Origin of the sequence: Paracoccus sp. J55, from assembly GCF_000513975.1 — a bacterium.
Classification (GTDB): Bacteria; Pseudomonadota; Alphaproteobacteria; order Rhodobacterales; family Rhodobacteraceae; genus Paracoccus.
The window spans coordinates 63,615-89,661 of the sequence record NZ_AZVA01000016.1; the positions used below are offsets into that span (position 1 = coordinate 63,615).

Here is a 26,047-nt window from a genome sequence, read left to right on the forward strand (position 1 = left end):
CCTATCGCTTCCATCCGAGATAGTCGGTCAGGCCAGGCCGGGCCGGCGTCGCGGGGCGCGGGGCGGGGCCGGGCCTTGCGGCTTGCGGGGGCGGGGCGGGCGGCGGTTTCGCGGCGGCGACCTCGATCCGGCCGATATGGATCTCGACTTTCGGGGGGGCTTGCGGGACCGGCGCGGGCGGCGCGGCTTCGGTCGCGCTGGCGGGCTCGGATGCGGCCGGGCTGACGCGCATCCGGGGCGGGGCAGGCGGCTCGACGGTCTGCGGCGCGCGGGGCTGGCGCGGTTCGGCCGGCCGGCGCGGTTCCTCCGGCGCGGCTCTGGTGCGGGGTTCGGGCGGCCCCTGCGTCGGCTGGGGCGCAGGGGCTTCCGCGGCAGGGGGCGTCGGCGCATCGCCGGGGCGCGGAACTGGCTCGATCGTGATGCCCGGCGCCTGCGGTGCATCCCGGGCGACCGGGGCGGGCGCATGGGCCGGCGCGGGGTGCGGCTGGGCTTGCGGCGCCGGGGCGAGCCGTTGCGGCAAAGCCTCGGCAACCGGCGCTGCCGGTCTCGGCGCCGGGGCCGGTGTCGGCGGGCGCGGCGGCTCGGTCCGCGGCAGCGGCGGGCGTGGCGGGGCGGCGAGGCGTTCCGCCGTCTCCTCGGAGAAGCCCGCATCCGGGGCATCCCCCTCGAAACGCTGGCGCGGGCGGGGCAGGATCGCCGGCGGCTGCAGGAAGCGGCGGCTGAGGGTGTCGAACAGGGTCATGGCGCCACCTCGGCGAGATAAAGCGCGCGACGCGCCGGCGGCATGGCGAGGATCTCGCGCTCGGACCAGCCGAAGGCGCGGGCCAGCCGCACCACCTCGTCGAGCAACCCGCGGGCCATGTCCTCGATCTCGGCCCAGAGCCAGGCGGCGGGATCGAAGCCCTCGTCCAGCGCCGCGCCGCATTCCGGGCAGTCCATGGCCAGCGTCAGGCCAAGCGCCGGATCGGCGGCTTGCAATGCCTCGGCCGCCAGCGCCGCAAAGCCGGGATCGTGCCAGGGCGCCGTCCCCAGCGCCTGAAGCCGCAAACCCTGCGGGCCGAAATCGGCAAGGCAGGGCAGGCGCAGCATATGGGTTTTCCCCCGCCACTCCACCGCGACGGTCTGGGCAACCGCCGGGGGCGGAACGAAATCGGCGGGCAGGGTGAATTCCAGCCGCGCGCCGCAGGCGGGGCAGGTGCAGACCGCCTCGTCGGCTGCCGGCCTGGCCATGTCCGCGAGAAGCCGCGTGCGCAGCGCCCAGATGCGGCGGTCGAGCTCGCCCAAGGGCAGCGTCTCGGCGCCTGCCCCGGCGGCGGCGCGGCCGAGCAGCGCGGCGCGGCCTAGCGCATCGCCCGCCCGGCCGCGCTGGTAGAGGTCAAGGAGCGCGTCGCCGTCCAGCATGATGCTTCCCCGATCATGGCGTCAGACCGCCGGCTCCAGGAAGGAAATCTCGCTGGGTTCGGCCACGTCGTAGTCGCGTTCCCAGCCCTCGTTCTCCAGCTTGATCGACTGGATGGCGACGGCATTGGCATTGGCGTCGAGTTCCGGCAGCGCCTGGTATTCCGACACCCAGGCCCGGAACACGCGATAGGAGAGCGCCAGCTGCCCGGCCTCGTTGTAAAGGTCGATCACCAGGTCCTTGCGGAAATCGCGCAGGGAAACCTCGGCGCCCAGGCCCGAGCCGTAGTTCCAGACCTTGTTCGCCCATTGCTCGAACTCGACGTCATGGGTGACGCCGCGCTCCAGCGTGATCGCCTCGAAGCTGGTGCGGCCGGGGCTGCGGCGCGAGACGGACGGATCGCCGCCCTCGCGATGCTCGACCACCTCGGTGGTGCGTTTCAAGGCCGAGACCTTCGAGATGCCGGCGACATAGCGGCCGTCCCATTTCACCCGGAACTTGAAGTTCTTGTAGGGGTCGAAGCGGGTGGCGTTGATGCTGAACTGTGCCATGGTCGGACCCCCTTAGTTCGTGGTTTGCAGGCGCTGCTGGATGCGCAGCATGACGAATTCGGCCGGGCGGACCGGGGCGAAGCCGACATAGATGTTCAGGATGCCCAGGTTGATGTCGGCCTGGGTGGTGGTCTCGCCGTCGCATTTCACCAGGAAGGCGTCGCGGGCCGAGGCACCCTGGAAGGCGCCCTGCCGGTGCAGCTGCGACATGAAGCCGGTGACGTTCAGCCGCACCGAGGCCCAGAGCGGCTCGTCATTCGGCTCGAACACCACCCATTGCAACCCGCGCAGCAGGCTGTTCTCGATATAGAGCGCCAGCCGGCGCACCGGGACGTATTTCCATTCCGAGGCCAGCGCATCCGCCCCGTCCAGCGTGCGCGCGCCCCAGACCACGGTGTTGTAGACCGGGAAGGTACGGATCACGTTGATGCCCTGCACGTTCAGCGGTCCCTGCTGCGGGTCGGTCATCACATCGACCGGCCGGCCGCCGGCGACGCCCGCCGCGGTGCCGGCCGGCGCTTTCCAGACCCCGCGCGTCGCATCGGTGCGGGCGATGATGCCCGCCGCCGGACCCGAGGGGGCGAAATTGCGGTTCTGCGTCGGGTTCAGCGGGTCGGGCGCCGTCAGCTTGGGGAAATACAGCGCCGCGTTGCGCCGGATCGTGCCCCCCAGCGCGCCGGTCCATTCCAGGATGTTGGCGCGGGTGGTGCCCTCCAGCGGATCGACGATCAGGAAGGCGAAATGCCGCTCGCAATAGGCATAGGCACGCTGGTAGACCTGCGCCGCCACCGCGCGGCGGGCATGGCCCAGCACCGACAGGTCGGGCAGGCACATCAGGTTGAACACGTCCGGCACGATGGCGTCCAGCGCGTCGATGCCGGCCCCCAGCGCGTTCACCGCCAGGTTCTGCCAGGCGTCGGTATCGCCGGGCAGGGTGCCGTCGGCGCCCTGCGTGGTCATGGCCGCCAGCGCCGCCGCGCCAAGCTGGCGCAACCCGTCCAGCGTGGTCACGTCGCTGCCGCCCGATTGCGTGGCATTGGGCAGGTTGCCATTGGCATGGGCAGAGACGCTGACCAGCTGGCTTTCCGCGGCCAGCACCCGCGTCACATAGCGCGGATGGGCGCTGTTCACCGACAGGCCGCTATAGGATTCCTCGCGGATCACGTCATTGCCGCGGTAAAGCCGCACCAGCAGGTCGAAGCTGGTGACGCCCGCCCCGCCGGCCCGCGCCACGCCGATACGCAGGCTGTTGCCCCAGGCGCCGGGGGACGAGGCCGCCAGCGTCAGCCCGGCATTGTTCGGCGGCAGCAGCACCGAGGCGGGGGTGGCGCCGTTCGATGCGCGCACGATGAAGGCGATGTTGCCGCCGTTCAGGAAATAGTTGCGCACCGCATAGCTGGTCTCGCATAGCGGATGCAGGCCGCCGAAGACCCGCTCGAATTCGCCCCATGAGGTGACGCGGGTGGCACGGCCGACCGGGCCTTGCCCGAGAACGCCGATGAAGGCGGTATTCGAGGTCGCCACGCCGGCGATCGGCGCGCTACCGCTGGGGATTTCCTGGACATAGACGCCGGGAGTGTCGAGCATGGGGGAGCCCTCGCTGAATGACCCGGCGCGGATGGCGGCGGGATGCGTTGCGAACGATGTCAGACCTGTTCGGCCGGACCATCCCGCCTGCACATGCACATCCGGGGAGGATACGACCTTGCGCCGATCGACTTGGCAACGGGGAGGGCAGCCCCGTGCTGGATTCTCAAGAAGGAAATACCTATTGCGTGAACGCTAGCAAAACTCGGGGCTTGACGCAACGGAATTGACGGCGCGGTTTTCCGGAAATCCGTGCGTTGCAACAAGAAAATGCCAAGGCCCCGGCCTGAAAGGGGTCAGGTCGGGGCCAGGGCCGAGTCGGCCGACGGTTGTATCTCAGGCGACGAAAAGCTGCGGGCGGGTCAGGCTTTCCGGGCGCAGGATGGCATCCAGCCGCTCCTTGGGCAGCAGGCCCTTTTCCAGCACCAACTCGTAGACGCCGCGGCCGGTCAGATGCGCCTCGGTCGCGACCTCGGTGGCGGCGGCATAGCCGATATAGGGGTTCAGCGCCGTGACGATGCCGATGGACCGGCGCACGGATTCCTTCAGCACGTCGCGGTTGGCGGTGATGCCCTTGACGCAATTCTCCTGCAGCGTGGCGCAGCCGGCGACCAGGTGATCGACCGAGCGGAACAGGCTGTAGGCGATCACCGGCTCGAAGGCGTTCAGCTGCAGCTGGCCGCCCTCGGCCGCCATGGTGATGGTCATGTCGTTGCCGATCACCTCGAAGCAGACCTGGTTCATCACCTCGGGGATCACCGGGTTGACCTTGCCCGGCATGATCGAGGAGCCGGCCTGTTTCGCCGGCAAGTTGATCTCGTTGAAGCCGGCGCGCGGGCCCGAGGACAGCAGCCGCAGGTCGTTGCAGGTCTTGCTGAGCTTGACCGCCACCCGCTTCAGCACGCCCGAGACCTGCACGAAGCAGCCGCAATCCTGCGTCGCCTCGACCAGGTCGGCAGCGGTGACCACCGGGATCACGGTGATCTCGGCCAGCCGCGCCCGCACCCGTTCGGCATATTCGGGATGCGCGGTGATGCCGGTGCCGATGGCGGTGGCGCCCAGGTTGATCTCGCAGACCAGTTGCGAGACCTCGGCCAGCCGCGCCTCGTCCTCGCCGATCATGATGGCATAGGTGTTGAATTCCTGGCCCAGGGTCATCGGCACCGCTTCCTGCAGCTGGGTGCGGCCCATCTTCAGGATGTCGGCGAACTCGACCGCCTTCTCGGCGAAGGCGCCGCGCAGCGAGGCCAGCGCGCCGATCAGCTTCTGCAGCCCCTTCCACGAGGCCAGGCGCAGCGCCGTCGGATAGACGTCGTTGGTCGACTGGCTCATGTTCACATGCTCGTTCGGGTGCAGGTATTGGTATTCGCCCTTGGCATGGCCCATGAGCTCCAGCGCCCGGTTGGCGATCACCTCGTTGGCATTCATGTTGGTCGAGGTGCCGGCGCCGCCCTGGATCTGGTCGACGACGAACTGGTCGTGCAGCCGGCCCGCGCGGATTTCCTCGCAGGCGGCGACGATGGCGTCGCGGCGCTCGGGCGAAAGCAGGCGCAGATCGGCATTGGCCAGCGCGGCCGCCTGCTTGATCGCGGCCAGCGCGCGGATCAGTTCGGGAATTTCGCCGATCGGGCGGCCCGAGATCGGGAAATTCTCGACGGCGCGCAGGGTGTGGACGCCCCAATAGGCGTCGGCGGGCACCTCGCGGTCGCCAAGCAGGTCATGTTCGATGCGGGTCTTTTTCATGGTCACCTCGGGCGCAGGCGCGCAGGCCCCGCCGGGACGGCGGACCTGGCGCGCGGCGCGCATGCTGTCGGAACTGTTGCGATGACGAGGCCCGGTTGTGCCCCATGTGTCAAAGATTTAGGCAGGCTTGCGCGAATTTTCCAATGCCAAGTCGCGCTGGGTTATTCCGATCCTGCATAACCTTCGCCCAGCTCGCGCGCCGCCTGCCAGACCCGGCCGGTGATGCCGCGCCGGCGGGCGGCATTGCGGTAAAGCCGGATCTCCATCGGCAGCTCGGGGGCGACGATTTCCAGCCGGCCGGTGGCGATCTCGGCTTCGACCAGCAGGCGGGGCAGCCAGACCATGCCGTGACCGGCCACCGCCATGCTTTTCATCGCCTCGGCCATGCTGGCTTCGTCGGTATGGGCGACATAGACCTTGGGCGCGCCGGGCTGGGCCAGCGCGATGCGCGCCATGGCGTTCAGGAACGAGCCGCGGGAATATTTCAGCATCGGCATGCCTTCGGTCAGCCATTCCTCGGGCCAGCCCGGGCGGGCGACGGCGACCAGGCTGTCATGGCCGACCACCAGATGCGGATAGCCCGACGGGTCCAGCGGGATGTTCACCTGCGGATGGGCGTAGGTCAGGAAGAAATCATAGCCGCCCTCGGTCAGCGCCTCGATGCAGCGGTCGAAATTCTCGGGCTTGACGCGGCTGGTCATCTGCCCCGCCGCCGCCTTCAGCCGCATCAGCCAGCCCGGCAGGAAGGTCACGGTCAGGCTGTGCAGCGCCACGAAAGAGATCTCGCCGCCGCGGCTTCGGGCATGATCGCGGAACTCGGCGCGGCGGGCGTTGATCATGCGCACCGCCTCCTCGGCCGTCTCGCGGAACAGCACGCCTTCCGGGGTCAGCGTCACCGGATAGCTGTCGCGCGACAGCAGGTCGGTGCCCAGCCATTCCTCGAGCGCGCGGATGCGGCGGCTGAAGGCGCTTTGCGTGACGCCGCGCAGCTCGGCCGAACGCGAGAAGCTGTGCGTCTCGGCCAGCACCAGGAAATCCTCGAGCCACTTGAAGTCCATGCGCCCCCCTTTTCCCGTCGCTTTAGCCGAGGCGTCGCGGACGCGCCACAGACGATTGCGGCCGGGCGGTGGGACGATCACCGCAACGCTGGCAGGGGCGCGGATGCTGGTCCGCGATGCCGGCCTCTGGGGCAGGGCCCGGCCCTGAACGCTTGCCCCGGACCCGAAAATCCGGTTTTCTGGCCCGCACGAGACAAGGGATGGGCGCATGGGTGAAGTGACGATGGTGTCGGTGGCCGAACTTGGCCGGATGGTCGAGTCGCTTTTCATGCGCGCGGGCTTCAACGCCCAGCAGGCCGATGCCATCGCCCGCATCATCACCGCCGCCGAGCGCGACGGCGCCAAATCGCACGGCATCTATCGCATCGAAGGTTGCCTGCGCACGCTGGCGGCCGGCAAGGTTTCGCCCGGCGCCCGGCCCGAGCTGATCGACGAGGGCAGCGCAGTGATCCGCGTCGCGGCGGATGGCGGCTTTTCCACTGCCGCCTTCGAGCTGGGCCTGCCGGCGCTGGCGGGCCGGGCCGAAAAGCTGGGGCTCGCGGCGCTGGTCATCAACGACTGCGTGCATTTCTCGGCGCTCTGGCCCGAGGCCGAGGCGCTGGCGGCGCGCGGCCTTGCCGCTCTGGCCATGTGTCCCAGCTACGCCGCCGTTGCCCCGGCCGGCGGCGCGAAGCCGCTTCTGGGCACCAATCCTATCGCCTTCGGCTGGCCCCGGCCGGGGGCCGCGCCTTACGTCTTCGACTTCGCCACCTCCTGCGTCGCCCGGGGCGAGATCGAGCTGCTGGCGGGGGCCGGCGAGCCCTTGCCCGAGGGCTGGGCGCTGGATGCCGAAGGCGCGCCGACCACCGATGCCGAGGCGGCGCTTTCCGGCGCCATGCTGCCCTTTGGCGGGCACAAGGGTTCGGCCCTCTCGACCATGGTCGAGCTGCTGGCGGGGGTGATGATCGGCGACCTGACCAGCCAGGGCGCGCTGGAGGAACTGGGCACGCTTAGCCTGGCGCCGAAACATGGCGAACTGATCCTGGCCTTTTCGCCCGCGCGCTTCGCCGCCGGCCGGCCGGGCGATCCGCTGGCCCGGGCCGAGGCGCTGTTCGACGCCATCCTGGGGCAGGGCGCGCGCCTGCCCGGCCAGCGCCGCCTTGCCGCCCGCGCGCGATCCGAGGCCGAGGGCATCGCGCTGAACGCCGAGGAACTGGCGCTGATCGAGCGTTTCCAGCGCGAGGGGCTGGCTGCGCTCGGCTAGAGGGCGGTCCAGTTCTGCTCGACCACCGCCTCCATCGAGACATGGCTGGAGGTGTTGCTGACATGAGGCAGGACCGAGATCTTCTCGGCCAGGATGCGGCGGAAATCGGCCATGTCGCGCGAGCGGACCTTCATCAGATAGTCGCAGCTGCCGGCGATCATGTAGCATTCCTCGACCTCGGGGATGGCCCGGACGGCGGCGTTGAACTGCTGCAGCGCATGTTCGCGGGTGTCGTTCATGCTGACCTCGACATAGGTCACATGGGTCAGGCCCAGTTTCAGGGGCGACAGGATGGCGCGATAGCCGGTGATCAGGCCGATCTCCTCCAGATGCTTGATGCGCTGCGCCACCGGGGTCTTGGACAGCCCGACCCGGCGCGCCAGCTCGGCGATCGGGATTCGGGCGTTCTCGGTCAGTTCCGCCAGGATCTTGCGGTCCTGCGCGTCCAGGTTCAGGTCCATTCTGAAAATCGCCTCGAATTTGTTCCAACAGCCTAGAAAGTGGCCCGTCTTCAGGCGCACCGCCTAGCCGGCATCTGATAATACTGTCGCAACGAATAAGGAGATCGGCATGACTCGTGTCAACCCCATCGGGCTTTCGGAGGTGTTTTCCGCCCAGGCGAAATTCGCCGACGAGGCGGAGCTGCTGAACCGGCTGGTCGCGCAGGCGGAGCTGGGCGCCGGCCAGCGGGCCGCGATCACGCGCCGGGCCGCCGATCTGGTGCGCCGCATCCGTGACGAGGCGAAGCCCACGATGATGGAGCATTTCCTGGCCGAATACGGGCTGTCCACGCGCGAGGGCGTGGCGCTGATGTGCCTGGCCGAGGCGATGCTGCGCGTGCCCGACCGGATGACCATCGACGCGCTGATCGAGGACAAGATCGCGCCTTCGGACTGGGGCAGGCATCTGGGCGAGGCGTCCTCGTCGCTGGTCAACGCCTCGACCTGGGCCCTGATGCTGACCGGCAAGGTGCTGGACGACGACCAGGCCGGGATTGCCGGCACCCTGCGCCGCGCCGTGCGGCGGCTGGGCGAGCCGGTGATCCGCACCGCCGTCGGCCGGGCGATGAAGGAGATGGGCCGGCAATTCGTGCTGGGCCAGACCATCGAGGCGGCGCTGGAACGCGCGGCGAAACGCGAGGCGCAGGGCTTCACCTACAGCTACGACATGCTGGGCGAGGCGGCGATGACCGGGGCGGATGCGGCGCGCTACGACCGCGCCTATTCCGACGCCATCGCGGCGATTGCGAAAGCCTGCACCAGGGGCTCGGTCGAGGACAATCCCGGCATCTCGATCAAGCTGTCCGCGCTGCATCCGCGTTACGAGGTGGCGCAGGAATCCCGGGTGATGACCGAGCTGGTGCCGGTGGTGCTGAAGCTGGCGCGGCAGGCCAAGGCCGCCGGCATGGGCATGAACATCGACGCCGAGGAACAGGACCGGCTGGTGCTGTCCTTGAAGGTGATCGAGGCGGTGCTGGCCGATCCCTCGCTGGCCGGCTGGGACGGGTTCGGCGTCGTGGTGCAGGCCTATGGCAAGCGCGCCGGGCAGGTGATCGACTGGCTTTATGAAACCGCCACGCGGCTGGACCGGCGCATCATGGTGCGGCTGGTCAAGGGCGCCTATTGGGACACCGAGATCAAGCGCGCCCAGGTCGAGGGCTTCCCTGGCTTTCCGCTGTTCACCAGCAAGGTGGCCACCGATGTCAGCTATATCGCCAATGCCCGCAAGCTGATCGGCTATGCCGACCGCATCTATCCGCAATTCGCCACCCATAACGCCCATACCGTCGCGGCGATCCTCGAGATGGCGGGCGACATCCGCTTCGAGTTCCAGCGCCTGCATGGCATGGGCGAGCGGCTGCACGACATCGTGCTGCGCGACCACAACGCTCGCTGCCGCATCTATGCGCCCGTCGGCGCGCATCGCGACCTGCTGGCCTATCTGGTGCGGCGCCTGCTGGAGAACGGCGCCAATTCCAGCTTCGTGCACCAGATCGTGGATGAGGCGGTCTCGCCCGAGGAGGTCGCCCGCGACCCGTTCGAGGCGCGGGCGACTGCCCAGCCGCCGCGGTCGCTAGTGGCGCCCGAGGCGCTGTTCGGGGCCTCGCGTCGGAACTCGACCGGCTTCGACCTGACCGACGAGGAAACGCTGGCCCGTATCTATGCCGCCCGCGACGTGGCGATCCCGGATGCCATGCCGCTGACCGTCTCGGAGCCCAGGGGCAAGATGCAGGATGTCGTCAACCCGGCGACGGGGGAAAAGATCGCCCGGGTGATGATGGTCGATGCCGAGACCGCCGCCCGCGCCATCGACGATGCGCGCATCTGGGACGCGCCGGCGGCGGAACGCGCCGCGGTGCTGCGCCGCGCCGCCGATCTTTACGAAGACCATTACGGCCCGATCTTCGGCATTCTCGGCCGCGAGGCCGGCAAGGCGCTGGCCGATGCGGTGGCCGAACTGCGCGAGGCGGTGGACTTCCTGCGCTATTACGCCGCCGAGGGCGAGAATTGCTCCGATGCCCCGCGCGGCATCGTCGGCGCGATCAGCCCGTGGAACTTCCCGCTGGCGATCTTCACCGGCCAGATCGCGGCGGCGCTGATGGCCGGCAATGCGGTGATCGCCAAGCCTGCCGAGCCGACGCCGATCATTGCCGCCTATGCCATCGGCCTGCTGCATCAGGCGGGCGTTCCGAAAACCGCGCTGCAACTGCTGCCCGGCCGCGGCAGCGTGGTCGGCACCGCGATGACCTCGGACCTGCGCGTCGCGGGGCTGGTCTTTACCGGCTCGACCGAGACCGCGCAGACCATCGCCCGCACCATGGCCGCGAACCTGGCGCCCGGCACGCCGCTGATCGCCGAGACCGGCGGGCTGAACGCGATGGTGGTCGATTCCACCGCGCTGCCGGAACAGGCGGTGCGCGACATCGTGAACTCGGCCTTCCGCTCGGCCGGGCAGCGCTGTTCTGCGCTGCGCTGCCTTTATGTGCAGGAGGACGTGGCGCCGCATCTGATCCAGATGATCAAGGGCGCCATGGACGAGCTGCGCCTGGGCGACCCCTGGGATCTGACCACCGATGTCGGCCCGGTGATCGACCCCGGCGCGCAAAAGGAAATCGCCGATTACATCGCCGCCAATGCAAACCGCGTGCTGCACAAGCTGGCGGTGCCGTCGCGGGGGTTCTTCATCCCGCCGACCCTGCTGAAGGTCTCGGGCATCGCCGATCTGGAGCGCGAGATCTTCGGCCCGGTCCTGCATGTCGCGACCTTCAGGGGCGACCAGCTGGACCAGGTGATCGCCGAGATCAACGCCCGCGGCTTCGGCCTGACCTTCGGGCTGCACACCCGCATCGACTCGCGCGTGCAGGAGGTCTCGGACGCCATCCATGTCGGCAATATCTATGTGAACCGCAACCAGATCGGCGCCGTGGTCGGCAGCCAGCCCTTCGGCGGCGAGGGGCTGTCGGGCACCGGGCCCAAGGCCGGCGGGCCGCGCTATGTGCCGCGCTTCTTCGCGCCCGCCGCGCCTTCGGTTTCCGCAGGGGCATGGCAGGGCCAGGCCGACGAGGCCCGGCTGCGCGGCGCGCTGGCCAGGGCGGCCCCGAAGAAGATCGAGGAGCGCCTGATGCCCGGCCCGACCGGAGAGCTGAACCGCCTGACCGCGCATAGCCGCCCGCCGGTGCTGTGCCTCGGACCCGGGGTCGAGGCGGTGGGGGCGCAGGTGGCGGCGGTCGAGGCGCTTGGCGGGCAGGCGGTCGGCGCCGACGGCACCCTGCCCTCCGAGGCGCTGACCCGGCTGCCGCAGCTTTCCGCCGTGCTCTGGTGGGGCGACGAGGCACAGGGCCGCGCCTATGCCGAGGCTTTGGCCGCGCGCGAGGGCGAGATCGTGCAGTTGGTCACCGCCATGCCCGACCTGGCTCATGTCGCCCATGAGCGCCACCTTTGCGTCGACACCACCGCAGCAGGCGGCAACGCCGCATTGCTGGCAGGGTGACCTCCGCCCCGTGCAGCCCATGCGATGCCCGCGCCTTGCCCGGCCCGGCGAAGGGCAGGGCGAGACCATGCGCCAGGTCGCAAGAGCCGGGCGCGACGCCGCGCCGACCCGCGGCGATCACCCGTCGCGGTGATTGCGCGGAAATATGGCCGCCAAGGCGTCGCTCATCCCGTCTGCCGGCGGTCAGCCCATCCGGGCCAGCCAGGCGTTGATCGCCGCCACGGCCTCGGGCTCGTCGAGATAGGGGATATGGCCGCGATCCGGCACGTCGGCCAGGATCATGTCGGGCCGCCTGCGCTGCATCTCGGCCGCGGTGTCATGCGAGAGCAGCTCGGAATTGGCCCCGCGGATCAGGGCCAGCGGCAGCTTCGCTGCCGCGTCGAAAAGCGGCCACAGATCGACCTCGGGCCCGCCGAAGGCCGCGAGAAACGCATCGCGCAGCGCCGGGTCGTAATTGATGCGCAGACCCTCGGGCGTTTCGACATAATGCCGCTCGGCCTCTTCCAGCCAGCGGGAGGGCGGCACATTGGCAAAGCCGGGCATGGCGGCGGGCAGGCGCTGCGCCAGGTCGGCCAGGCTGGTGCCGGCGGGATTGCGTCCGATATAGTCGCAGATCTTCGCAAGTCCGCCACGCTGCAGGACCGGCCCCACGTCGTTGAGGCACAGGCCCAGCACCCGGTCCGGCGCCGTCGCCGCCAGAACCATGCCGATGAGGCCGCCGCGAGAGGTGCCCAGGATCGCCGCCCGGTCGATCCCCAGATGGTCCAGCAGCGCCAGAACGTCCCTGGCCTCCTGCGGGATGGTATAGCTGTCCGCGCCGGTCCAGTCCGACGCGCCCCGGCCGCGATAATCCGGCCGGATCAGCCGCAGGCCGGCCAGATGCGGCGCCACATAGTCGAAATCCCGCCCCGTGCGGGTCAGGCCGGGCAGCGCCAGAACCGGCAGGCCCTCGCCCGCGTCGCGATAGGCCAGCCGCGCGCCATCCTCCGCCCGGTAGAATCGAAGGGTCATCAGAGGTTTTCCGACTGCGGCATGCCCAGCACGTGATAGCCGCCATCGACCAGCACGACCTCGCCGGTGGTGCAGGCGCCCCAATCCGAGCAGAGCCAGACCGCCGTGCCGCCGATCGCCTCCAGCGTGGCATTGGCGCGCAGGGGGGCGTTCGCCTCGGTATGGCGATAGGTCTTGCGTGCGCCGCCGATGGCCGCGCCGGCCAGCGTCTTCATCGGACCGGGGCTGATGGCGTTGACGCGAATCCCCTCGGGGCCCAGGTCGTTGGCCAGGTAGCGGACCGAGGATTCCAGTGCGGCCTTGGCCACCCCCATGACGTTGTAGAACGGCGTGACCCGGTTCGATCCGGCATAGGTCAGGGTGATGATCGAGCCGCCATTCGACATCAGGGGCTGGGCCCGCCGGGCCAGGTCGATCAGCGAATAGCAGGAAATCGTCAAGGAGTTCTTGAAGTTGTCCCGGGTCGTGTTGATGAAGCGCCCGGTCAGCTCGTTCTTGTCCGAATAGGCGACGGCGTGAACCAGGAAGTCCAGCCCGCCCCAGCGCGAATCCAGCGTGGCAAAGGCGCGGTCGAGCGATTCGTCGTCCAGCACATCGACATCCATCAGGAAGTCCGACCCCAGCGCGGCGGCCAGCGGCTCGACCCGCTTGCCGAAAGCCTCGCCCTGATAGGTAAAGGCCAGCTCCGCCCCCTCGCCGGCCAGCGCCCGGGCGATTCCCCATGCGATCGAGCGGTCATTCGCGACCCCCATCACCAGGCCGCGCTTTCCTTTCAACAATTCGCCCATGGCTTTACCTTTTCTTGGTTTATTCGCGGTATTTCGACAGGAGCAGCGTGGCGTTGGTGCCGCCAAAACCGAAACTGTTGGAAAGGATGCTATCGAAATCGACATCGTCCAGGCGGGCTTGCGCGATCTCCTCGGGCCGGATCTCGGGGTCCAGCGCGGCGATATTGGCCGAGGCGGCGATGAAGCCCTGCTGCATCATCAGCAGCGAATAGATCGCCTCGTGCACGCCGGTCGCGCCCAGAGAATGGCCGGTGAGGGATTTGGTCGAGGAAACCGGCGGCACGGCGCCCTCGCCGAAGACCCGGCGCAACGCCTTGATCTCGCCCACATCGCCCACCGGGGTCGAGGTACCATGCGCATTGACATAGCTGACGCGGCGCCCCTCGGGCAGCGTGGACAGCGCCAGCCGCATCGAGCGTTCTCCGCCCTCCCCGGAAGGCGCGACCATGTCATAGCCGTCGCTGGTGGCCCCGTAGCCGGTGACCTCGGCATAGATGCGGGCGCCGCGGGCCAAGGCGTGGCCCAGTTCCTCCAGCACCACCACCCCGGCGCCGCCGGCGATGACGAAGCCGTCGCGGGTGGCGTCGAAGGGACGCGAGGCGGTTTGCGGCGTATCGTTATACTTGGACGACATGGCGCCCATGGCATCGAACAGGCAGCTGAGCGTCCAGTCCAGCTCTTCGCCGCCGCCGGCGAAGACGATGTCCTGCTTGCCCATCTGGATCAGTTCGGTGCCGTTGCCGATGCAATGCGCCGAGGTCGAGCAGGCCGAGGTGATCGAATAGTTCACGCCCTTGATCTTGAAGGGCGTGGCCAGGCAGGCCGAATTGGTCGAGGACATGCAGCGCGTCACCATGAAGGGCCCCATGCGCTTGGGCGCGCCCTTCTCGATCACGGTGCGATGCGCCTCGAACAGGTTCGCGGTCGAAGGTCCGCCCGAGCCCATGACCAGGCCGGTGCGCTCGTTCGAGACATCCTCGGACGCCAGGCCCGCATCCTCGATCGCCTGCTGCATGGCGATGAAGTTATAGGCCGCGCCCGCGCCCATGAAGCGCAGGTTGCGCTTGTCGACATGGTCCTCGAGCACGATGTCCGGCATACCGTGGACCTGGCTGCGGAAGCCGTGCTCGGCATATTCGGGGGCGAAGACGATGCCCGAGCGGCCCGCGCGCAGGCTCTCGGTGACCTCGGTGGCGTTGTTGCCGATGGGAGAGACGATGCCCAGCCCGGTGATGACGACGCGCCGCATGGCGTGCTCCTTGTTCATGGATCAGGCGGCCGACAGGGCCACTTTCATGTCCTTGACCTCGTAGATGGTTTCGCCATCGGCCTCGACTCGGCCGTCGGCGACCCCCATGGTCAGGCGGCGGGTCTGCACCGCCTTGGTGAAATCGACGTGATAGCGCAAGAGCTTGCGGTCGGGGCGGACCATGCCGGTCAGCTTGACCTCGCCCACCCCCAGCGCATAGCCGCGCCCCTGCCAGCCGCGCCAGCCCAGGTTGAAGCCGGTGAGCTGCCAGAGCCCGTCGAGGCCCAGGCAGCCCGGCATGATCGGGTTGCCGGGAAAATGGCAGGCAAAGAACCACAGGTCGGGATGGATGTCGAATTCGGCGGTGACATGGCCCTTGCCATGCGGCCCGGCATCGGCCGAGATGTCGGTGATGCGATCCATCATCAGCATCGGCGGTTCGGGGAGTTGGGCATTTCCGGGGCCGAACAGTTCGCCACGGGCGCAGGCCAGCAGATCTTCCTTGTCAAAGCTGGTCCGTGTCATCGTCATGCGCGTGTTTTCCCCTTAGTCCGACGTTGCGTTATCTGTGCTGGCCACCGCCGGGCGAGCCCCGCGCGACACTTGCCTTTCGGTCTATCATTCCGCCCCGGCAAGGCGCAAGGGCACAGGGTTTCCCGGTCTTTGCACAGGCTTGCCCGCCGATGCCATAGCGGGAAATGCCGCGGCACGATCCGGCCGCCTCCGCTGCAAAACCGGCGCGACGGACCCGTCGCCGTCGCGCCCTCCACGCGCGCCAAGGCGCCGATGCACGGCCCGGCCTCGGCCTTGGCGTAGACCGCCCGTAGCAAGGCACCTGTCCCTGGACGCATCCAACGACGCCTTCCCCGGGCTTCAAGCCGCCAGGAATATCGATCCGAAGCCGCCGCCGGTCCCTTCGGCCTTCTTTCTTGTCCAAATATCCTGGGGGAGCGCGGAACGCGCGGGGGCAAAGCCCCCTTTTCCGGGACACGGCGCGGCATCTGGCACCCCTCGGAAAGCCGCGCGGCGCCGGCGCCTTCGCCGGATGCGCACCGCCCCGCGCGGTTGCCCTCCGCCGCTTCCGGCGGGCGCTGCCGCCCTGGGGCCGCTCCACCGGCCCGTCATCCCGCCCGTTAGGCCGCCAGTTCCATGGCGCGGCGGGCGATCAGGGCGATTCCCGGCGCGATCTCGCCCTCGCGGATCGAGGAATAGCCCAGCCGGAAGAAGCGGCAGGGCGCGGGCGGCGTCTCGAAAAACACCTCGCCCGGTTCGATCAGCACGCTGTCGGCTTGCAGCCGCGTGGCGAGAAGGCTGCTGTCGATGCCTTCCGGCCCCTCGATCCACAGGCTCGACCCGCCCGAGCGCGCCGCCCCGGCGATGCGCAGCGGCGTGGCGGCCAGCGCCTCCTCCATCAGCGCGCGCCGGCGTTTCAGCGCCCCGCGCAGCCGCACGATATGCGCGTCGTAATGGCCCAGCGCCAGGAAATAGGCGGTGATCCTCTGCAGGTGGTTCGGCGGGTGGCGCAGCATGATGGCGCGCAGCGCGCGCGCCCGGGCGATCAGCGGGGCAGGGGCGACCATGTAGCCGATGCGCAGCCCCGGAAACAGCGATTTCGAGAAGCTGCCGATATAGATCACCCGCCCGGCGCGATCGAGCGATTTCAGCGCCGGGGCCGGCGGCGCCAGATAGGACATCTCGAAATCGTAATCGTCCTCGACGATCAGGAAGTCATGCGCGGCGGCGCGGGCCAAAAGGTCGCGGCGCCGGGCCAGGGGCATGGTGGCACCGGTCGGAATGTTGTGGCTGGGCGTGACGATCACCAGCCGCGTGCCCTGCGGCAGCAGCTCCGGGTTCAGCCCGCCCTCGTCCACGTCGAGGAAGGTGGTCGGGCTGTGGGCGCGGCGCAGCGTCTCGGCGAAATCGGGATAGCCGGGGTCCTCGGTCACCGCCAGCCGGTCGCCGCGCGCCAGAAGCTCGACGGTGATGAACAGCGCGTTCTGCGCGCCCAGCGTCACCAGCACCTCGTCCGGATCGGCCTGGATGCCGCGCCGGGGCAGGGAATGCGAGCAGATGTAGTCGATCAGCATCGGATCGTCGGCGCCGTAGAGATCCGAGGCCAGCTCGCCGAAATCCCGCGTCCCCCAGGCGCGGCGGGCGCAGTCGCGCCAGGCTTTGTGGTCGAACAGCGCCGGATCGCTTTGGCCATAGATGAAGGGATAGCGGAAATCGCGCCAGTTCGCCGGCTTGCGGATCACCCGCTGGCGCGGCGGCTGCTTGGGCAGCCAGCTGTCCCAGTCGAGCGCGGTCTCGCGCGGCAGCGGCTCTTGCATCTTCAGCCGCCGATGCGGCACGGTGGCGGCCACCATGATGCCGGAACGCGGCCGGGTTTCCAGATAGCCCTGGCTGATCAGTTCCTGATAGACCAGCGTCACCGTCATGCGCGAGATGCCGAGCGTTTCGGCCAGCCCCCGCGACGAGGGCAGCCGGGTGCCCGGCCGTGCGCGGGTCTCCAGGATGGCCCGCACGATGGCCGCCGCCAGCCGCGCCTGCAGCGTGCCTGCCTCGCCATCGCGCAGAAAGAACATCTCGACGGGAATCCGGTCGCTCATCTGGACCTAGCTTTGGTTTCAACTGGACATATCGTTACGCCGCGTCACCTGCAACATTTTGTCGCAAGAAGCAGCCGTGCAGAGCTGCAAGGCCAATACAGAGGAGGCCGAGCCCAGGGGCTTGGCCGCGTCGCAAGACCAACAACCGAAAGACAGGGAGTCACAGAAATGACCGACATGACCCGGGCCGGAGCCTTCCTGGCCGCGATGACCTTTGGCGCCGGCTTCGGCCTGGCCCCCGCCCATGCCGAGACCACGGTGGTGGTCGGCTACCAGCAGATCGTCGGGCCCTTCATCGCCGCCATCGCCGATGGCCGGCTGGACGCGGCCGCCAAGGAGGCGGGCTACAAGATCGACTGGCGGCAGTTCTCCTCGGGCGGCGACATCTCGACCGCGCTCGCCTCGGGCAACGTCCCGGTGGGGGTGATCGGCTCGACCGGCATCGCCGCCGCGGCCACGCGGGGGGTCGAGTTCGAGCTGTTCTGGATCCTCGACAATATCGGCAAGTCCGAGGCGCTGGTCGCCCGCAACGGCTCGGGCATCGAGAAGCCCGAGGACCTGACCGGCAAGAAGGTCGCCGTGCCCTTCGTCTCGACCGCGCATTTCCATCTGCTCGTCGGCATGGATCAGGTCTGGAAGATCGACCCGCGCGGCGTCAACATCCTGAACATGAAGCCGCCGCAGATCCTGGCCGCCTGGCAGCGCGGCGACATCGATGCCGCCTATGTCTGGCCGCCGGTGCTGACCGAGCTGATGAAGGAAGGCGCGGTGATCGCCGATAGCGAGCAGATCGGCGCGGCCAGCGTGCCGACCTTCGACGGGCTGGTGGCGGACAGGAAATTCGCGGCCGAGAACCCGGAATTCATGGCGGCCTTCACCAAGGCGCTGGCCGGGGCCTATGCCGATTACAATGCCGACAAGGCGGCCTGGACCGAGGATTCCCCGCAGGTCGCCGGCATCGTCAAGATGATCGGCGGCGATGCCGCCGGCACGGTCCAGGCGCTGAACATGCTGTCCTTTCCCGACGCGGCCGAGCAGGCATCCGAGACCTGGCTGACCGGCGGGGCGGTCCGCGCGCTCAGCGAAAGCGCCCGGTTCCTGGTCGAGCAGAAGCAGATCGACGCCGCGCTGGAGGATTACGCCCCCTTCGTGAACGCGAGCTTCGCCCAGGCCGCGGCGCAATAGGCGACCGCCCCCCTCGGGGCCGCATCCCTCGCCTTCAACCCCTTTCTCGGAAAGACCGCTGATATGCAGACACTGAAAGTTTCCGACGTCAGCCTGATCTACCCCGGCCACCACAAGGGCGCCCCGGTCACCGCGCTGAAAGGCGTGAACCTCGAGGTCAAGAGCGGCGATTTCGTCGTGGCGCTGGGTGCCTCGGGCTGCGGCAAGACCACGCTTCTGAACCTGATGGCCGGGTTCATGGCGCCCTCGGCCGGGCAGATCACCCTGGGCGGCCGCCCTGTCACAGGTCCCGGCGCCGACCGCGGCGTGGTGTTCCAGAAACACGCACTGCTGCCCTGGCTGAACGTCATCGACAATGTCGAATTCGGCCTGAAGCTGCAGGGCGTCGATGCCAGGACCCGGCGCGAGCGCGCGGTCAAGAACCTGGCGCTGGTCGGCCTGCAGGACTTCCACAAGCACATGATCTATCACCTCTCGGGCGGCATGCAGCAGCGCGTCGGCATCGCCCGCGCCCTGACCTGCGACCCGGCCATGCTGCTGATGGACGAGCCGATGGCGGCGCTGGACGCGCTGACCCGCGAGACGGTGCAGGAACTCTTGCTGCAGATCTGGCAGCAGACCGACAAGATGTATTTCTTCATCACCCACAGCGTCGAAGAGGCGCTGTTCCTCGGCTCGCGGCTGATCGTCATGTCGCCGCGGCCGGGCCGCATCACCCATACCTACGAGCTGGACTTCAACCGCCGCTTTTTGGCCGAGGGCAATGCCCGCGCCATCAAGTCCAGTCCCGACTTCATCGAAATGAGGGAGCAGATCCTTGGCATCATCTATGGTGACGAACGCGCCGGCGAGCGGGAAAAGATCCATGCTTGAGCGGCTGACGAGAGCGCGCCCGGCCCGGCCCGGCGTATCCTATGGCGCCCCCGGCGACGGCTCCAGCGCCATCATCAGCCTGGTCACCGCGCTTGCCCTGATCGCGCTGTGGTTCCTGGTCACCGGCATGGGCTGGGTCCGGCCGCTGTTCCTGCCCGCGCCGGCCGCGGTCTGGGGCAAGTTCGTGCTGGCCGCGACCGAGGGCGTGTCGAACTCGACCCTGGCCCAGCACACGCTGGCCAGCCTCGGCCGGGTGCTGGGCGCCTTCTTCCTGGCGCTGGCCATCGCGGTGCCGGTCGGCATCCTGATGGGGGTGAACCGGGTGATCCGCGGCCTTCTGGACCCGATCATCGAATTCTACCGGCCGCTGCCGCCGCTGGCCTATCTGCCGCTGATCATCATCTGGCTGGGCATCGGCGAGTTTCCCAAGGTCTTCCTGATCTTCCTGGCGATCTTCGCCCCCATGGCCATCGCGGCGCGGGCCGGCGTGCGCTCGGTCTCGATCGAGCAGATCCATGCCGCCTACGCCATGGGCGCCAGCAAGCTGCAGGTGATCTTCCACGTCATCCTCAAGGCCGCGCTGCCCGAGATCTTCACCGGCATGCGCATCGGCATCGGCGTGGGCTGGACGACGCTGGTCGCGGCCGAGATGGTTGCCGCCCATCGCGGCCTGGGCTTCATGGTGCTGAACTCGGCCGAGTATCTCGCCAGCGACGCCGTGATCATGGGCATCATCGTGATCGGCATCCTCGCCTTTGCCTTCGACCTGCTGATCCGCCGCATCGAGCGGGCGCTGATCCCCTGGAAGGGCAAGGTCTGATCCCGCCCCGGACCTGACCCGCCACCATTCACCCGAAACGTCCCGGAGGCGCGCCCGCGCGCCACCGACCGGGAGAGGAGTATCCACCGATGACCCGCAAGCTGACCGCCGACGACCTGAAGGCCACCTTCGACGCCTTCAACCGCCATGACATCGACGGCGTGATGACCCATTTCGCCGAGGACTGCGTGTTCTACACCGTCGCCGGCGAGCACGAATACGGCAACAAGGTCGAAGGCAAGGCGGCCATCGCCAGGGCCTTCGAAGCAGTCTGGACCACGATGCCGGACGTCGAATGGGCCGACCACACGCATTTCCTGTCCGAGGACGGCACGCGCGGCGTCTCGCAATGGACCTTCCGCGCCACCAACCCGGACGGCAGCCGGACCGAGGTGCAGGGCGTCGACCTGTTCCGCATCCGCGACGGCCGGATCGTCGAGAAGCAGGCGATCCGCAAGCAGCGCCCGGCCATTCCCGCCTCCGCTTCCGCCCTTGCCGGGAAATGAGGACGGCCATGCAGGCGATCGAGAAACGTCCGGGCTCGCTCCCCTTCGACCCGTTCTATGATCCCATCACGGCGCGCGGCCTGGGTCCGCGCAGCGATTACGCGCCGACCTACTGGATCGGCACCGCCGGCACCCCGCCGCCGGACGACGGCCCGGTGACGCGCGACATGGATGCCGACGTGGTGGTGATCGGCTCGGGCTATACGGGCCTGTCCTGCGCCATCCACCTGGCCAAGATGCACGGCATCAAGGCCACGGTGCTGGAAGCGAACGGCGTCGCCTATGGCTGCTCGACCCGCAACGGCGGCCAGGCCCAGGTCAGCTCTGGCCGGCTCAAGCGCAGCCAGTGGATCGAACGCTGGGGCCTCGAGGTGGCGAAGCGCCTGCATGCCGAGGTCTGCGAGGGCTTCGAGCTGTTCCGCGGCCTGATCCGCGACCATGCGATCGACTGCGAGCCGCAGGATGGCGGGCATTACTACATCGCCCACAAGGCCGGGGTGATGCCGGCGCTGGAGAAGGAGACGGCGCTGCTGCGCGACACCTTCGGCTACGACGCCCGCATGATCTCGCGCGACGAACTGCACCGGACCGTGGTGCGCGACCAGGAGGCGCATGGCGCCATGTGGGAGGCGGACGGCGTCGGCATCCATGCCGCGAAGCTGGCCTTCGGCTATCTGCGCCTTGCCCGCGAACTGGGCGCGAAAGTGCATGTCGACAGCCCGGTGCAGGGCTGGGACTACCGAAATGGCCTGCATCACGTGCGCACGCCCGGCGGCACGGTGCGGGCGAAGCGGGTGGCGGTGGCGACGGCGGCCTATGCGCCGCGCGGCCTGCACCCGCGGCTCCGGGACCGGCTGATGCCGATCATGTCGAACAGCATCGTCACCCGCGTGCTGACGCCCGCCGAGCTGGAAGCGGTCGGTATCCGCAAGCTCTCGCCGCTGACCGACACCCGGACGTTGCGCCATTACTACCGCCTGCTACCAGATAACCGGCTGCAGATCGGCTCGCGCGCCGCCATCACCGGCCGCGACGCCGCGAACCCGGCGCATCTGAACGCGCTGAAAGAGGGCATGGCGCGCAAGTTCCCGGCGCTGCGCGGCATCGAGCTCGATTACAGCTGGTGGGGCTGGGTGGATGTCAGCCATGACATGATGCCGCGCATCACCGGCCTGCCGGACCTGCCGGGCGCCTTCTACGCCTTGGGCTATGGCGGCAACGGCGTGATGTATTCCGCCATGGCCGGGCGGCGCATGGCGCAGCTGGTCGCGGGCGAGGCCTTGCCGGCGCTGCCGATCTTCAACTCCGAACTGCCCCACGAAGGCTGGAAGACGCCGTTCCGGCGGCTGGGCCAATGGGGCCTCTACAAGTTTTACCACTATCGCGACGAGCGCAGATAAGGAGCCATCGCCATGCGAATGACGACTGAGGAATCTTTTGTTAAGGTATTGCAGCTTCACGGGATCGAGCATGCTTTCGGGATCATCGGCTCTGCGATGATGCCTGTGTCGGATCTGTTTCCGAAGGCTGGGATCAGGTTCTGGGACTGCGCGCATGAGACGAATGCGGGTCTGATGGCGGACGGGTTCACGCGCTCGACCGGCAAGATGTCGATGGCGATCGCGCAGAACGGGCCGGGGGTGACGGGCTTCGTGACGCCGGTGAAGACCGCCTACTGGAACCACACGCCGCTTCTGCTGGTGACGCCTCAGGCGGCGAACCGGACCATCGGCCAGGGCGGCTTCCAGGAGATGGAGCAGATGCGGCTCTTTGCCGATTGCGTCTGCTACCAGGAGGAGGTGCGCGACGCGAGCCGCATCCCCGAGGTGCTGAACCGGGTGATCATGCAAGCCTGGCGCAACTCGGCCCCGGCGCAGATCAACATCCCGCGCGACTTCTGGACCCAGGTGATCGACGTGGAACTGCCGCAGGTGGTGGCCTTCGAGCGGCCCGCGGGCGGCGAGCAGGCGGTGGCCGAGGCGGCAAGGCTGCTCAGCGAGGCAAAATTCCCGGTCATCCTGTCGGGCGCCGGGGTGGTGCTGTCGGGGGCGATCCCGGACCTGGTGAAGCTGGCCGAGCGGCTGGATGCGCCGGTCTGCAGCAATTACCAGCACAATGACAGCTTCCCGGGCAGCCACCCGCTGGCCATGGGGCCGCTGGGCTACAACGGCTCGAAGGCCGGGATGGAGATCATCCAGAAGGCCGATGTGGTGCTGGCGCTGGGGACGCGATTGAACCCGTTCTCGACCCTGCCGGGCTACGGCATCGACTACTGGCCGAAGCAGGCCAGGATCATCCAGGTCGACATCAATGCCGACCGCATCGGGCTGACCAAGAAGGTCACGGTGGGCATCCAGGGCGATGCGGCCAAGGTGGCGCGCGGCATCCTGGCGCAGCTTGCCCCCGCGGCGGGCGATGCCGGGCGGCAGGAACGCAAGGATCTCATCGCGCAGACCAAGTCCCGCTGGGCGCAGGAGCTTTCGAGCCTCGACCACGAGGAGGATGATCCGGGCACCGAATGGAACGCCGAGGCGCGGGTCCGCGACGCCGGGCTGATGAGCCCGCGCCAGGCCTGGCGGGCGATCATGCAGGCGGTGCCGAAGGAGGCGATCGTCAGCTCGGACATCGGCAACAACTGCGCCATCGGCAATGCCTATCCAAGCTTCGAGGCCGGGCGCAAATACCTGGCGCCGGGCCTCTTCGGTCCCTGCGGCTACGGCTTCCCGGCGATCCTGGGCGCCAAGATCGGCAATCCCGAGGTGCCGGTGATCGGCTTTGCCGGCGACGGCGCCTTCGGCATCTCGATGAACGAGATGACCGCCTGCGGGCGCGCGGACTGGCCGGCGATCACCATGGTGATCTTCCGCAACTACCAATGGGGCGCGGAAAAGCGCAACACGACGCTGTGGTACGACAACAACTTCGTCGGCACCGAGCTCGACCGCGACACCTCCTATGCCGGCATCGCCCGGGCCTGCGGGCTCGCCGGCGTGCAGGTCAAGTCGCAGGAGGAGCTGACCGCGGCCCTGCACGAGGCGGTCGAGCGGCAGATGCGGGACGGCGAGACCACCTTCATCGAGGTGCTCTTGAACCAGGAGCTGGGCGAGCCCTTCCGCCGCGACGCGATGAAGAAGCCGGTGGTGGTGGCCGGCATCGACCCGGCCGACATGCGCCCGCAAAAGGGCGCGGCCTGACGCGGAAAGGCGGCGCAGGGCGCCGGCGCCCCCCGGCTTTCACCGTTTCCCAAATACTCCGGGGGGCGCTTGCCGGGCCCCGTCGAGGGGCCGGGCAAGCGCGAGGGGGCAGCGCCCCCCTCGGCGGCCGGGAAGGACCGCAGGACCGCCGGACACATCCGCCCATGAGGCCCTCTCCCGGGGCGCATGACGCCCTTCCGACGACGACCCGGCGCGGCCCCCGCCCCGGCCCCATCCCCGCATCCCGGTGACGACGATGATGACCACCCTGATCCCTTCGCGCAGCCTGCTCGGCGAGGCCTTCCCGGGCTTCGCGGTCTCGGCGCTGGTCGCGGCCACGGCGCAGTTCCTGTCGGACCATTACGGCGCCCCGGCCATGCTGCTGGCGCTGCTTCTGGGCCTGGCGCTGAACTTCCTGGCCGAGGAGGGCACCCGCACCGCGCCCGGCATCGCCTTCACCGCCCGCACCGTGCTGCGGCTCGGGGTGGCGCTTCTGGGCGCGCGGATCTCGGTCGAGATGCTGAGCGGGCTGGGGCCGCGCGCCATCGCGCTGGTGGTCGCGGGGGTGGTGCTGACCATCCTCTTCGCGCTCCTCGCCACCCGCCTCGTCGGCCGCGGCTGGCGCTTCGCGCTGCTGACCGGCGGCGCGGTGGCGATCTGCGGCGCCTCGGCGGCCATGGCCATCGCCGCGGTCCTGCCCCGGCACGAGAAATCCGAGCGCGACCTGGTCTTCACCGTGCTCTCGGTCACCGTGCTCTCGACCCTGGCCATGGTGCTCTACCCGATGCTGTCGAACGCCTTCGGCTTCACGGCGCGCGACAGCGGCGTCTTTTTGGGCGGCACCATCCACGACGTGGCCCAGGTGGTCGGCGCCGGCTTTTCCATCGGCCCCGAGGCCGGCGAGACCGCGACGCTGGTCAAGCTGATCCGCGTCTCGATGCTGGCGCCGGTGGTGCTGTGCTTCTCGCTGGCGATCCGGGCGCGCGGGCTGGCCGATGCCAGGGGCGGCAAGGCGCCGCCGCTCTTGCCGGGCTTCGTGCTGGGCTTCCTGGCGCTGGCGGCGCTGAACAGCGCCGGGCTGATCCCGCAGCCGGTCTCGGCGCTTGCCGGGCAGCTGTCCCGCTGGGCGCTGCTGATCTCGATCGCCGCGGTCGGCATCAAGACCTCGCTCGGCAGGATGCTCGAGGTCGGGGGCGGCGCCATCGCGCTGATCGTGGCCGAGACCGTGTTCCTGGGCGTCTTCGTCGTCGCCGGCCTGCATTTCTGGGGGTAGTGCCATGAAACCGCTCGAGCGCATCCACGAGGCCGCGAAGGCCCTGGACCGCCACATCATCCTGCCCGAGGGCGGGGACCCGCGCGTCGCCGAGGCCGCCCGCCGGCTGGTGGCCGAGGGGCTGGCCCGCGTCACCCTGCTGGGCGGGCCCGAGATCCCCGGCGTGGGCCGCATCGACCCGGCGGGCGCGCCCGACCTGGCCGAGCTGGCCGACCACTGGCACCGGCTGCGCGCCGCCAAGGGCATGACCGCGGAACGCGCGCTTTCCGAGATGCGCGACCCGATCCGCCAGGCGGCGATGCGGGTGCGGCTGGGCCAGGCCGACGGCACGGTGGGCGGCGCGGTCGCCACCACCGCCGACACGGTGCGCGCGGCCCTGCAGATCATCGGCCGGGCCCCCGGGGCCGGGATCGTGTCGAGCTTCTTTCTGATGCTGTCCTGCGGGCCCGGGGCGCCGGTCCGGGGCGGCATGATCTTTGCCGATTGCGGGCTGGTGATCCAGCCCGACGCGGCCGAGCTCGCCGCCATCGCGCTGTCGGCGGCCGAGAGCTGCCGGCGGCTCCTGGCCGAGGCGCCGCGGGTGGCGCTCTTGTCCTTTTCGACCGCCGGCTCGGCCGATCATCCCAGCCTGGGGCGGCTGCGCGAGGCCTTGGCGCTGATCCGCGCCGCCGCCCCGGATCTGGAGGTCGACGGCGAGCTGCAGTTCGACGCGGCGCTGGACGAGGCGATCCGGGCGAGGAAGGCCCCGGCAAGCCGCCTGACCGGCCGGCCGAACGTCTTCGTCTTTCCCGACCTCGCCTCGGGCAATATCGGCTACAAGATCGCCCAGCGCCTGGGCGGCCTCATCGCCATCGGACCCATCCTCCAGGGCCTCGCCAAACCCGCAAACGACCTCTCCAGAGGATGCTCCGTCAACGATATCGTCAATGCAACAGCAATAACCGCCATGCAAACTCAAATATGAGCCG

At 69.1% G+C, this 26,047-nt stretch carries 22 protein-coding genes; 10 read left to right on the top strand and 12 right to left on the bottom strand.

All coding sequences use genetic code 11. The annotated features are described in order from the left end of the window. Position 1: 1 nt before the first annotated feature. The 6 genes from PARJ55_RS0114470 to PARJ55_RS0114495 all read right to left on the bottom strand — a co-directional run bounded on the left by PARJ55_RS0114470 (position 2) and on the right by PARJ55_RS0114495 (position 6,338). On the bottom strand, positions 2 to 742 hold the full coding sequence (locus tag PARJ55_RS0114470) for a hypothetical protein (protein ID WP_028713687.1): 741 nt from the start codon (positions 740 to 742) through the stop codon (positions 2 to 4). After that, positions 739 to 1,401, bottom strand: coding sequence for a hypothetical protein (locus tag PARJ55_RS23020; RefSeq protein WP_051416286.1), 663 nt, complete (start codon positions 1,399 to 1,401; stop codon positions 739 to 741). The genes PARJ55_RS0114470 and PARJ55_RS23020 overlap by 4 nt, the downstream gene beginning before the upstream one ends. 21 nt (positions 1,402 to 1,422) lie before the next feature. Continuing rightward, positions 1,423 to 1,950, bottom strand: a complete 528-nt coding sequence (locus PARJ55_RS0114480; RefSeq protein ID WP_028713688.1) for a phage tail protein — start codon at positions 1,948 to 1,950, stop codon at positions 1,423 to 1,425. 12 nt (positions 1,951 to 1,962) lie between these two features. Next, on the bottom strand, positions 1,963 to 3,537 hold the full coding sequence (locus PARJ55_RS0114485; protein ID WP_028713689.1) for a phage tail sheath C-terminal domain-containing protein: 1,575 nt from the start codon (positions 3,535 to 3,537) through the stop codon (positions 1,963 to 1,965). Positions 3,538 to 3,873: 336 nt separating this feature from the next. Continuing rightward, complete coding sequence (aspA, locus tag PARJ55_RS0114490) at positions 3,874 to 5,280, bottom strand: aspartate ammonia-lyase (RefSeq protein WP_036698625.1); 1,407 nt, start codon at positions 5,278 to 5,280, stop codon at positions 3,874 to 3,876. 161 nt (positions 5,281 to 5,441) lie between these two features. Then, the gene (locus tag PARJ55_RS0114495) at positions 5,442 to 6,338 is read right to left on the bottom strand and encodes a LysR family transcriptional regulator (protein ID WP_028713691.1); all 897 of its coding nucleotides are present in this window, start codon (positions 6,336 to 6,338) and stop codon (positions 5,442 to 5,444) included. A gap of 208 nt (positions 6,339 to 6,546) precedes the next feature. Here PARJ55_RS0114495 and PARJ55_RS0114500 point away from each other — a divergent pair, with 208 nt between their 5' ends. Then, a complete protein-coding gene (locus PARJ55_RS0114500) occupies positions 6,547 to 7,581 on the top strand; it encodes an Ldh family oxidoreductase (RefSeq protein WP_028713692.1) in 1,035 nt (344 codons plus the stop codon). Here the strand turns inward: PARJ55_RS0114500 and PARJ55_RS0114505 are convergent. Further along, a complete protein-coding gene (locus PARJ55_RS0114505; RefSeq protein ID WP_028713693.1) occupies positions 7,578 to 8,042 on the bottom strand; it encodes an Lrp/AsnC family transcriptional regulator in 465 nt (154 codons plus the stop codon). The two genes, PARJ55_RS0114500 and PARJ55_RS0114505, sit on opposite strands and share 4 nt — an antisense overlap. Before the next feature lie 109 nt (positions 8,043 to 8,151). Between PARJ55_RS0114505 and putA the strand changes: the two genes are divergently transcribed. After that, positions 8,152 to 11,571, top strand: coding sequence for a bifunctional proline dehydrogenase/L-glutamate gamma-semialdehyde dehydrogenase PutA (gene putA, locus PARJ55_RS0114510; protein ID WP_028713694.1), 3,420 nt, complete (start codon positions 8,152 to 8,154; stop codon positions 11,569 to 11,571). 183 nt (positions 11,572 to 11,754) lie between these two features. Here the strand turns inward: putA and PARJ55_RS0114515 are convergent, their stop codons facing one another. From PARJ55_RS0114515 to PARJ55_RS0114535, 5 genes are all read right to left on the bottom strand, one after another. Next, positions 11,755 to 12,582 carry an alpha/beta fold hydrolase gene (locus tag PARJ55_RS0114515; RefSeq protein WP_028713695.1) on the bottom strand — a complete coding sequence of 276 codons (828 nt, stop codon included), beginning with the start codon at positions 12,580 to 12,582 and terminating at the stop codon, positions 11,755 to 11,757. Then, complete coding sequence (locus tag PARJ55_RS0114520; RefSeq protein ID WP_028713696.1) at positions 12,582 to 13,370, bottom strand: enoyl-ACP reductase; 789 nt, start codon at positions 13,368 to 13,370, stop codon at positions 12,582 to 12,584. The genes PARJ55_RS0114515 and PARJ55_RS0114520 overlap by 1 nt, the downstream gene beginning before the upstream one ends. Before the next feature lie 19 nt (positions 13,371 to 13,389). Beyond that, on the bottom strand, positions 13,390 to 14,619 hold the full coding sequence (gene fabB / locus PARJ55_RS0114525; RefSeq protein WP_028713697.1) for a beta-ketoacyl-ACP synthase I: 1,230 nt from the start codon (positions 14,617 to 14,619) through the stop codon (positions 13,390 to 13,392). Between the two features lie 21 nt (positions 14,620 to 14,640). Continuing rightward, positions 14,641 to 15,150 carry a bifunctional 3-hydroxydecanoyl-ACP dehydratase/trans-2-decenoyl-ACP isomerase gene (gene fabA / locus PARJ55_RS0114530; protein ID WP_028713698.1) on the bottom strand — a complete coding sequence of 170 codons (510 nt, stop codon included), beginning with the start codon at positions 15,148 to 15,150 and terminating at the stop codon, positions 14,641 to 14,643. Between the two features lie 602 nt (positions 15,151 to 15,752). Then, positions 15,753 to 17,228, bottom strand: a complete 1,476-nt coding sequence (locus PARJ55_RS0114535) for a PLP-dependent aminotransferase family protein (RefSeq protein ID WP_028713699.1) — start codon at positions 17,226 to 17,228, stop codon at positions 15,753 to 15,755. A gap of 168 nt (positions 17,229 to 17,396) precedes the next feature. Between PARJ55_RS0114535 and tauA the strand changes: the two genes are divergently transcribed. From tauA to pta, 8 genes are all read left to right on the top strand, one after another. After that, entirely contained in the window at positions 17,397 to 18,413 is a 1,017-nt protein-coding gene (tauA, locus tag PARJ55_RS0114540) for a taurine ABC transporter substrate-binding protein (RefSeq protein ID WP_028713700.1), read from the top strand. Between the two features lie 63 nt (positions 18,414 to 18,476). After that, on the top strand, positions 18,477 to 19,286 hold the full coding sequence (locus tag PARJ55_RS0114545) for a taurine ABC transporter ATP-binding protein (protein ID WP_024845520.1): 810 nt from the start codon (positions 18,477 to 18,479) through the stop codon (positions 19,284 to 19,286). Then, complete coding sequence (locus PARJ55_RS0114550; RefSeq protein WP_028713701.1) at positions 19,279 to 20,106, top strand: ABC transporter permease subunit; 828 nt, start codon at positions 19,279 to 19,281, stop codon at positions 20,104 to 20,106. The genes PARJ55_RS0114545 and PARJ55_RS0114550 overlap by 8 nt, the downstream gene beginning before the upstream one ends. Positions 20,107 to 20,195: 89 nt before the next feature. Next, positions 20,196 to 20,612, top strand: a complete 417-nt coding sequence (locus tag PARJ55_RS0114555; RefSeq protein ID WP_028713702.1) for a nuclear transport factor 2 family protein — start codon at positions 20,196 to 20,198, stop codon at positions 20,610 to 20,612. An 8-nt stretch (positions 20,613 to 20,620) separates the two neighbouring features. Further along, positions 20,621 to 22,012, top strand: coding sequence for an FAD-binding oxidoreductase (locus tag PARJ55_RS0114560; protein WP_028713703.1), 1,392 nt, complete (start codon positions 20,621 to 20,623; stop codon positions 22,010 to 22,012). Positions 22,013 to 22,024: 12 nt separating this feature from the next. Further along, the gene (gene xsc / locus PARJ55_RS0114565) at positions 22,025 to 23,806 is read left to right on the top strand and encodes a sulfoacetaldehyde acetyltransferase (protein WP_028712788.1); all 1,782 of its coding nucleotides are present in this window, start codon (positions 22,025 to 22,027) and stop codon (positions 23,804 to 23,806) included. 256 nt (positions 23,807 to 24,062) lie between these two features. Further along, on the top strand, positions 24,063 to 25,079 hold the full coding sequence (locus PARJ55_RS0114570; protein WP_028712789.1) for a YeiH family protein: 1,017 nt from the start codon (positions 24,063 to 24,065) through the stop codon (positions 25,077 to 25,079). 4 nt (positions 25,080 to 25,083) lie between these two features. Then, positions 25,084 to 26,043: a phosphate acetyltransferase gene (gene pta, locus PARJ55_RS0114575; RefSeq protein ID WP_028712790.1), complete on the top strand. Its 960-nt coding sequence runs from the start codon at positions 25,084 to 25,086 to the stop codon at positions 26,041 to 26,043. The last annotated feature ends 4 nt before the right edge of the window (positions 26,044 to 26,047 follow it).

What these genes read in the sequence shown, in the direction of transcription:
- PARJ55_RS0114470 (WP_028713687.1), bottom strand. Translation starts at nt 742, where the DNA reads ATGACCCTGTTCGACACCCTCAGCCGCCGCTTCCTGCAGCCGCCGGCG.
- PARJ55_RS23020 (WP_051416286.1), bottom strand. Translation starts at nt 1,401, where the DNA reads ATGCTGGACGGCGACGCGCTCCTTGACCTCTACCAGCGCGGCCGGGCG.
- PARJ55_RS0114480 (WP_028713688.1), bottom strand. Translation starts at nt 1,950, where the DNA reads ATGGCACAGTTCAGCATCAACGCCACCCGCTTCGACCCCTACAAGAAC.
- PARJ55_RS0114485 (WP_028713689.1), bottom strand. Translation starts at nt 3,537, where the DNA reads ATGCTCGACACTCCCGGCGTCTATGTCCAGGAAATCCCCAGCGGTAGC.
- aspA (WP_036698625.1), bottom strand. Translation starts at nt 5,280, where the DNA reads ATGAAAAAGACCCGCATCGAACATGACCTGCTTGGCGACCGCGAGGTG.
- PARJ55_RS0114495 (WP_028713691.1), bottom strand. Translation starts at nt 6,338, where the DNA reads ATGGACTTCAAGTGGCTCGAGGATTTCCTGGTGCTGGCCGAGACGCAC.
- PARJ55_RS0114500 (WP_028713692.1), top strand. Translation starts at nt 6,547, where the DNA reads ATGGGTGAAGTGACGATGGTGTCGGTGGCCGAACTTGGCCGGATGGTC.
- PARJ55_RS0114505 (WP_028713693.1), bottom strand. Translation starts at nt 8,042, where the DNA reads ATGGACCTGAACCTGGACGCGCAGGACCGCAAGATCCTGGCGGAACTG.
- putA (WP_028713694.1), top strand. Translation starts at nt 8,152, where the DNA reads ATGACTCGTGTCAACCCCATCGGGCTTTCGGAGGTGTTTTCCGCCCAG.
- PARJ55_RS0114515 (WP_028713695.1), bottom strand. Translation starts at nt 12,582, where the DNA reads ATGACCCTTCGATTCTACCGGGCGGAGGATGGCGCGCGGCTGGCCTAT.
- PARJ55_RS0114520 (WP_028713696.1), bottom strand. Translation starts at nt 13,370, where the DNA reads ATGGGCGAATTGTTGAAAGGAAAGCGCGGCCTGGTGATGGGGGTCGCG.
- fabB (WP_028713697.1), bottom strand. Translation starts at nt 14,619, where the DNA reads ATGCGGCGCGTCGTCATCACCGGGCTGGGCATCGTCTCTCCCATCGGC.
- fabA (WP_028713698.1), bottom strand. Translation starts at nt 15,150, where the DNA reads ATGACGATGACACGGACCAGCTTTGACAAGGAAGATCTGCTGGCCTGC.
- PARJ55_RS0114535 (WP_028713699.1), bottom strand. Translation starts at nt 17,228, where the DNA reads ATGAGCGACCGGATTCCCGTCGAGATGTTCTTTCTGCGCGATGGCGAG.
- tauA (WP_028713700.1), top strand. Translation starts at nt 17,397, where the DNA reads ATGACCGACATGACCCGGGCCGGAGCCTTCCTGGCCGCGATGACCTTT.
- PARJ55_RS0114545 (WP_024845520.1), top strand. Translation starts at nt 18,477, where the DNA reads ATGCAGACACTGAAAGTTTCCGACGTCAGCCTGATCTACCCCGGCCAC.
- PARJ55_RS0114550 (WP_028713701.1), top strand. Translation starts at nt 19,279, where the DNA reads ATGCTTGAGCGGCTGACGAGAGCGCGCCCGGCCCGGCCCGGCGTATCC.
- PARJ55_RS0114555 (WP_028713702.1), top strand. Translation starts at nt 20,196, where the DNA reads ATGACCCGCAAGCTGACCGCCGACGACCTGAAGGCCACCTTCGACGCC.
- PARJ55_RS0114560 (WP_028713703.1), top strand. Translation starts at nt 20,621, where the DNA reads ATGCAGGCGATCGAGAAACGTCCGGGCTCGCTCCCCTTCGACCCGTTC.
- xsc (WP_028712788.1), top strand. Translation starts at nt 22,025, where the DNA reads ATGCGAATGACGACTGAGGAATCTTTTGTTAAGGTATTGCAGCTTCAC.
- PARJ55_RS0114570 (WP_028712789.1), top strand. Translation starts at nt 24,063, where the DNA reads ATGATGACCACCCTGATCCCTTCGCGCAGCCTGCTCGGCGAGGCCTTC.
- pta (WP_028712790.1), top strand. Translation starts at nt 25,084, where the DNA reads ATGAAACCGCTCGAGCGCATCCACGAGGCCGCGAAGGCCCTGGACCGC.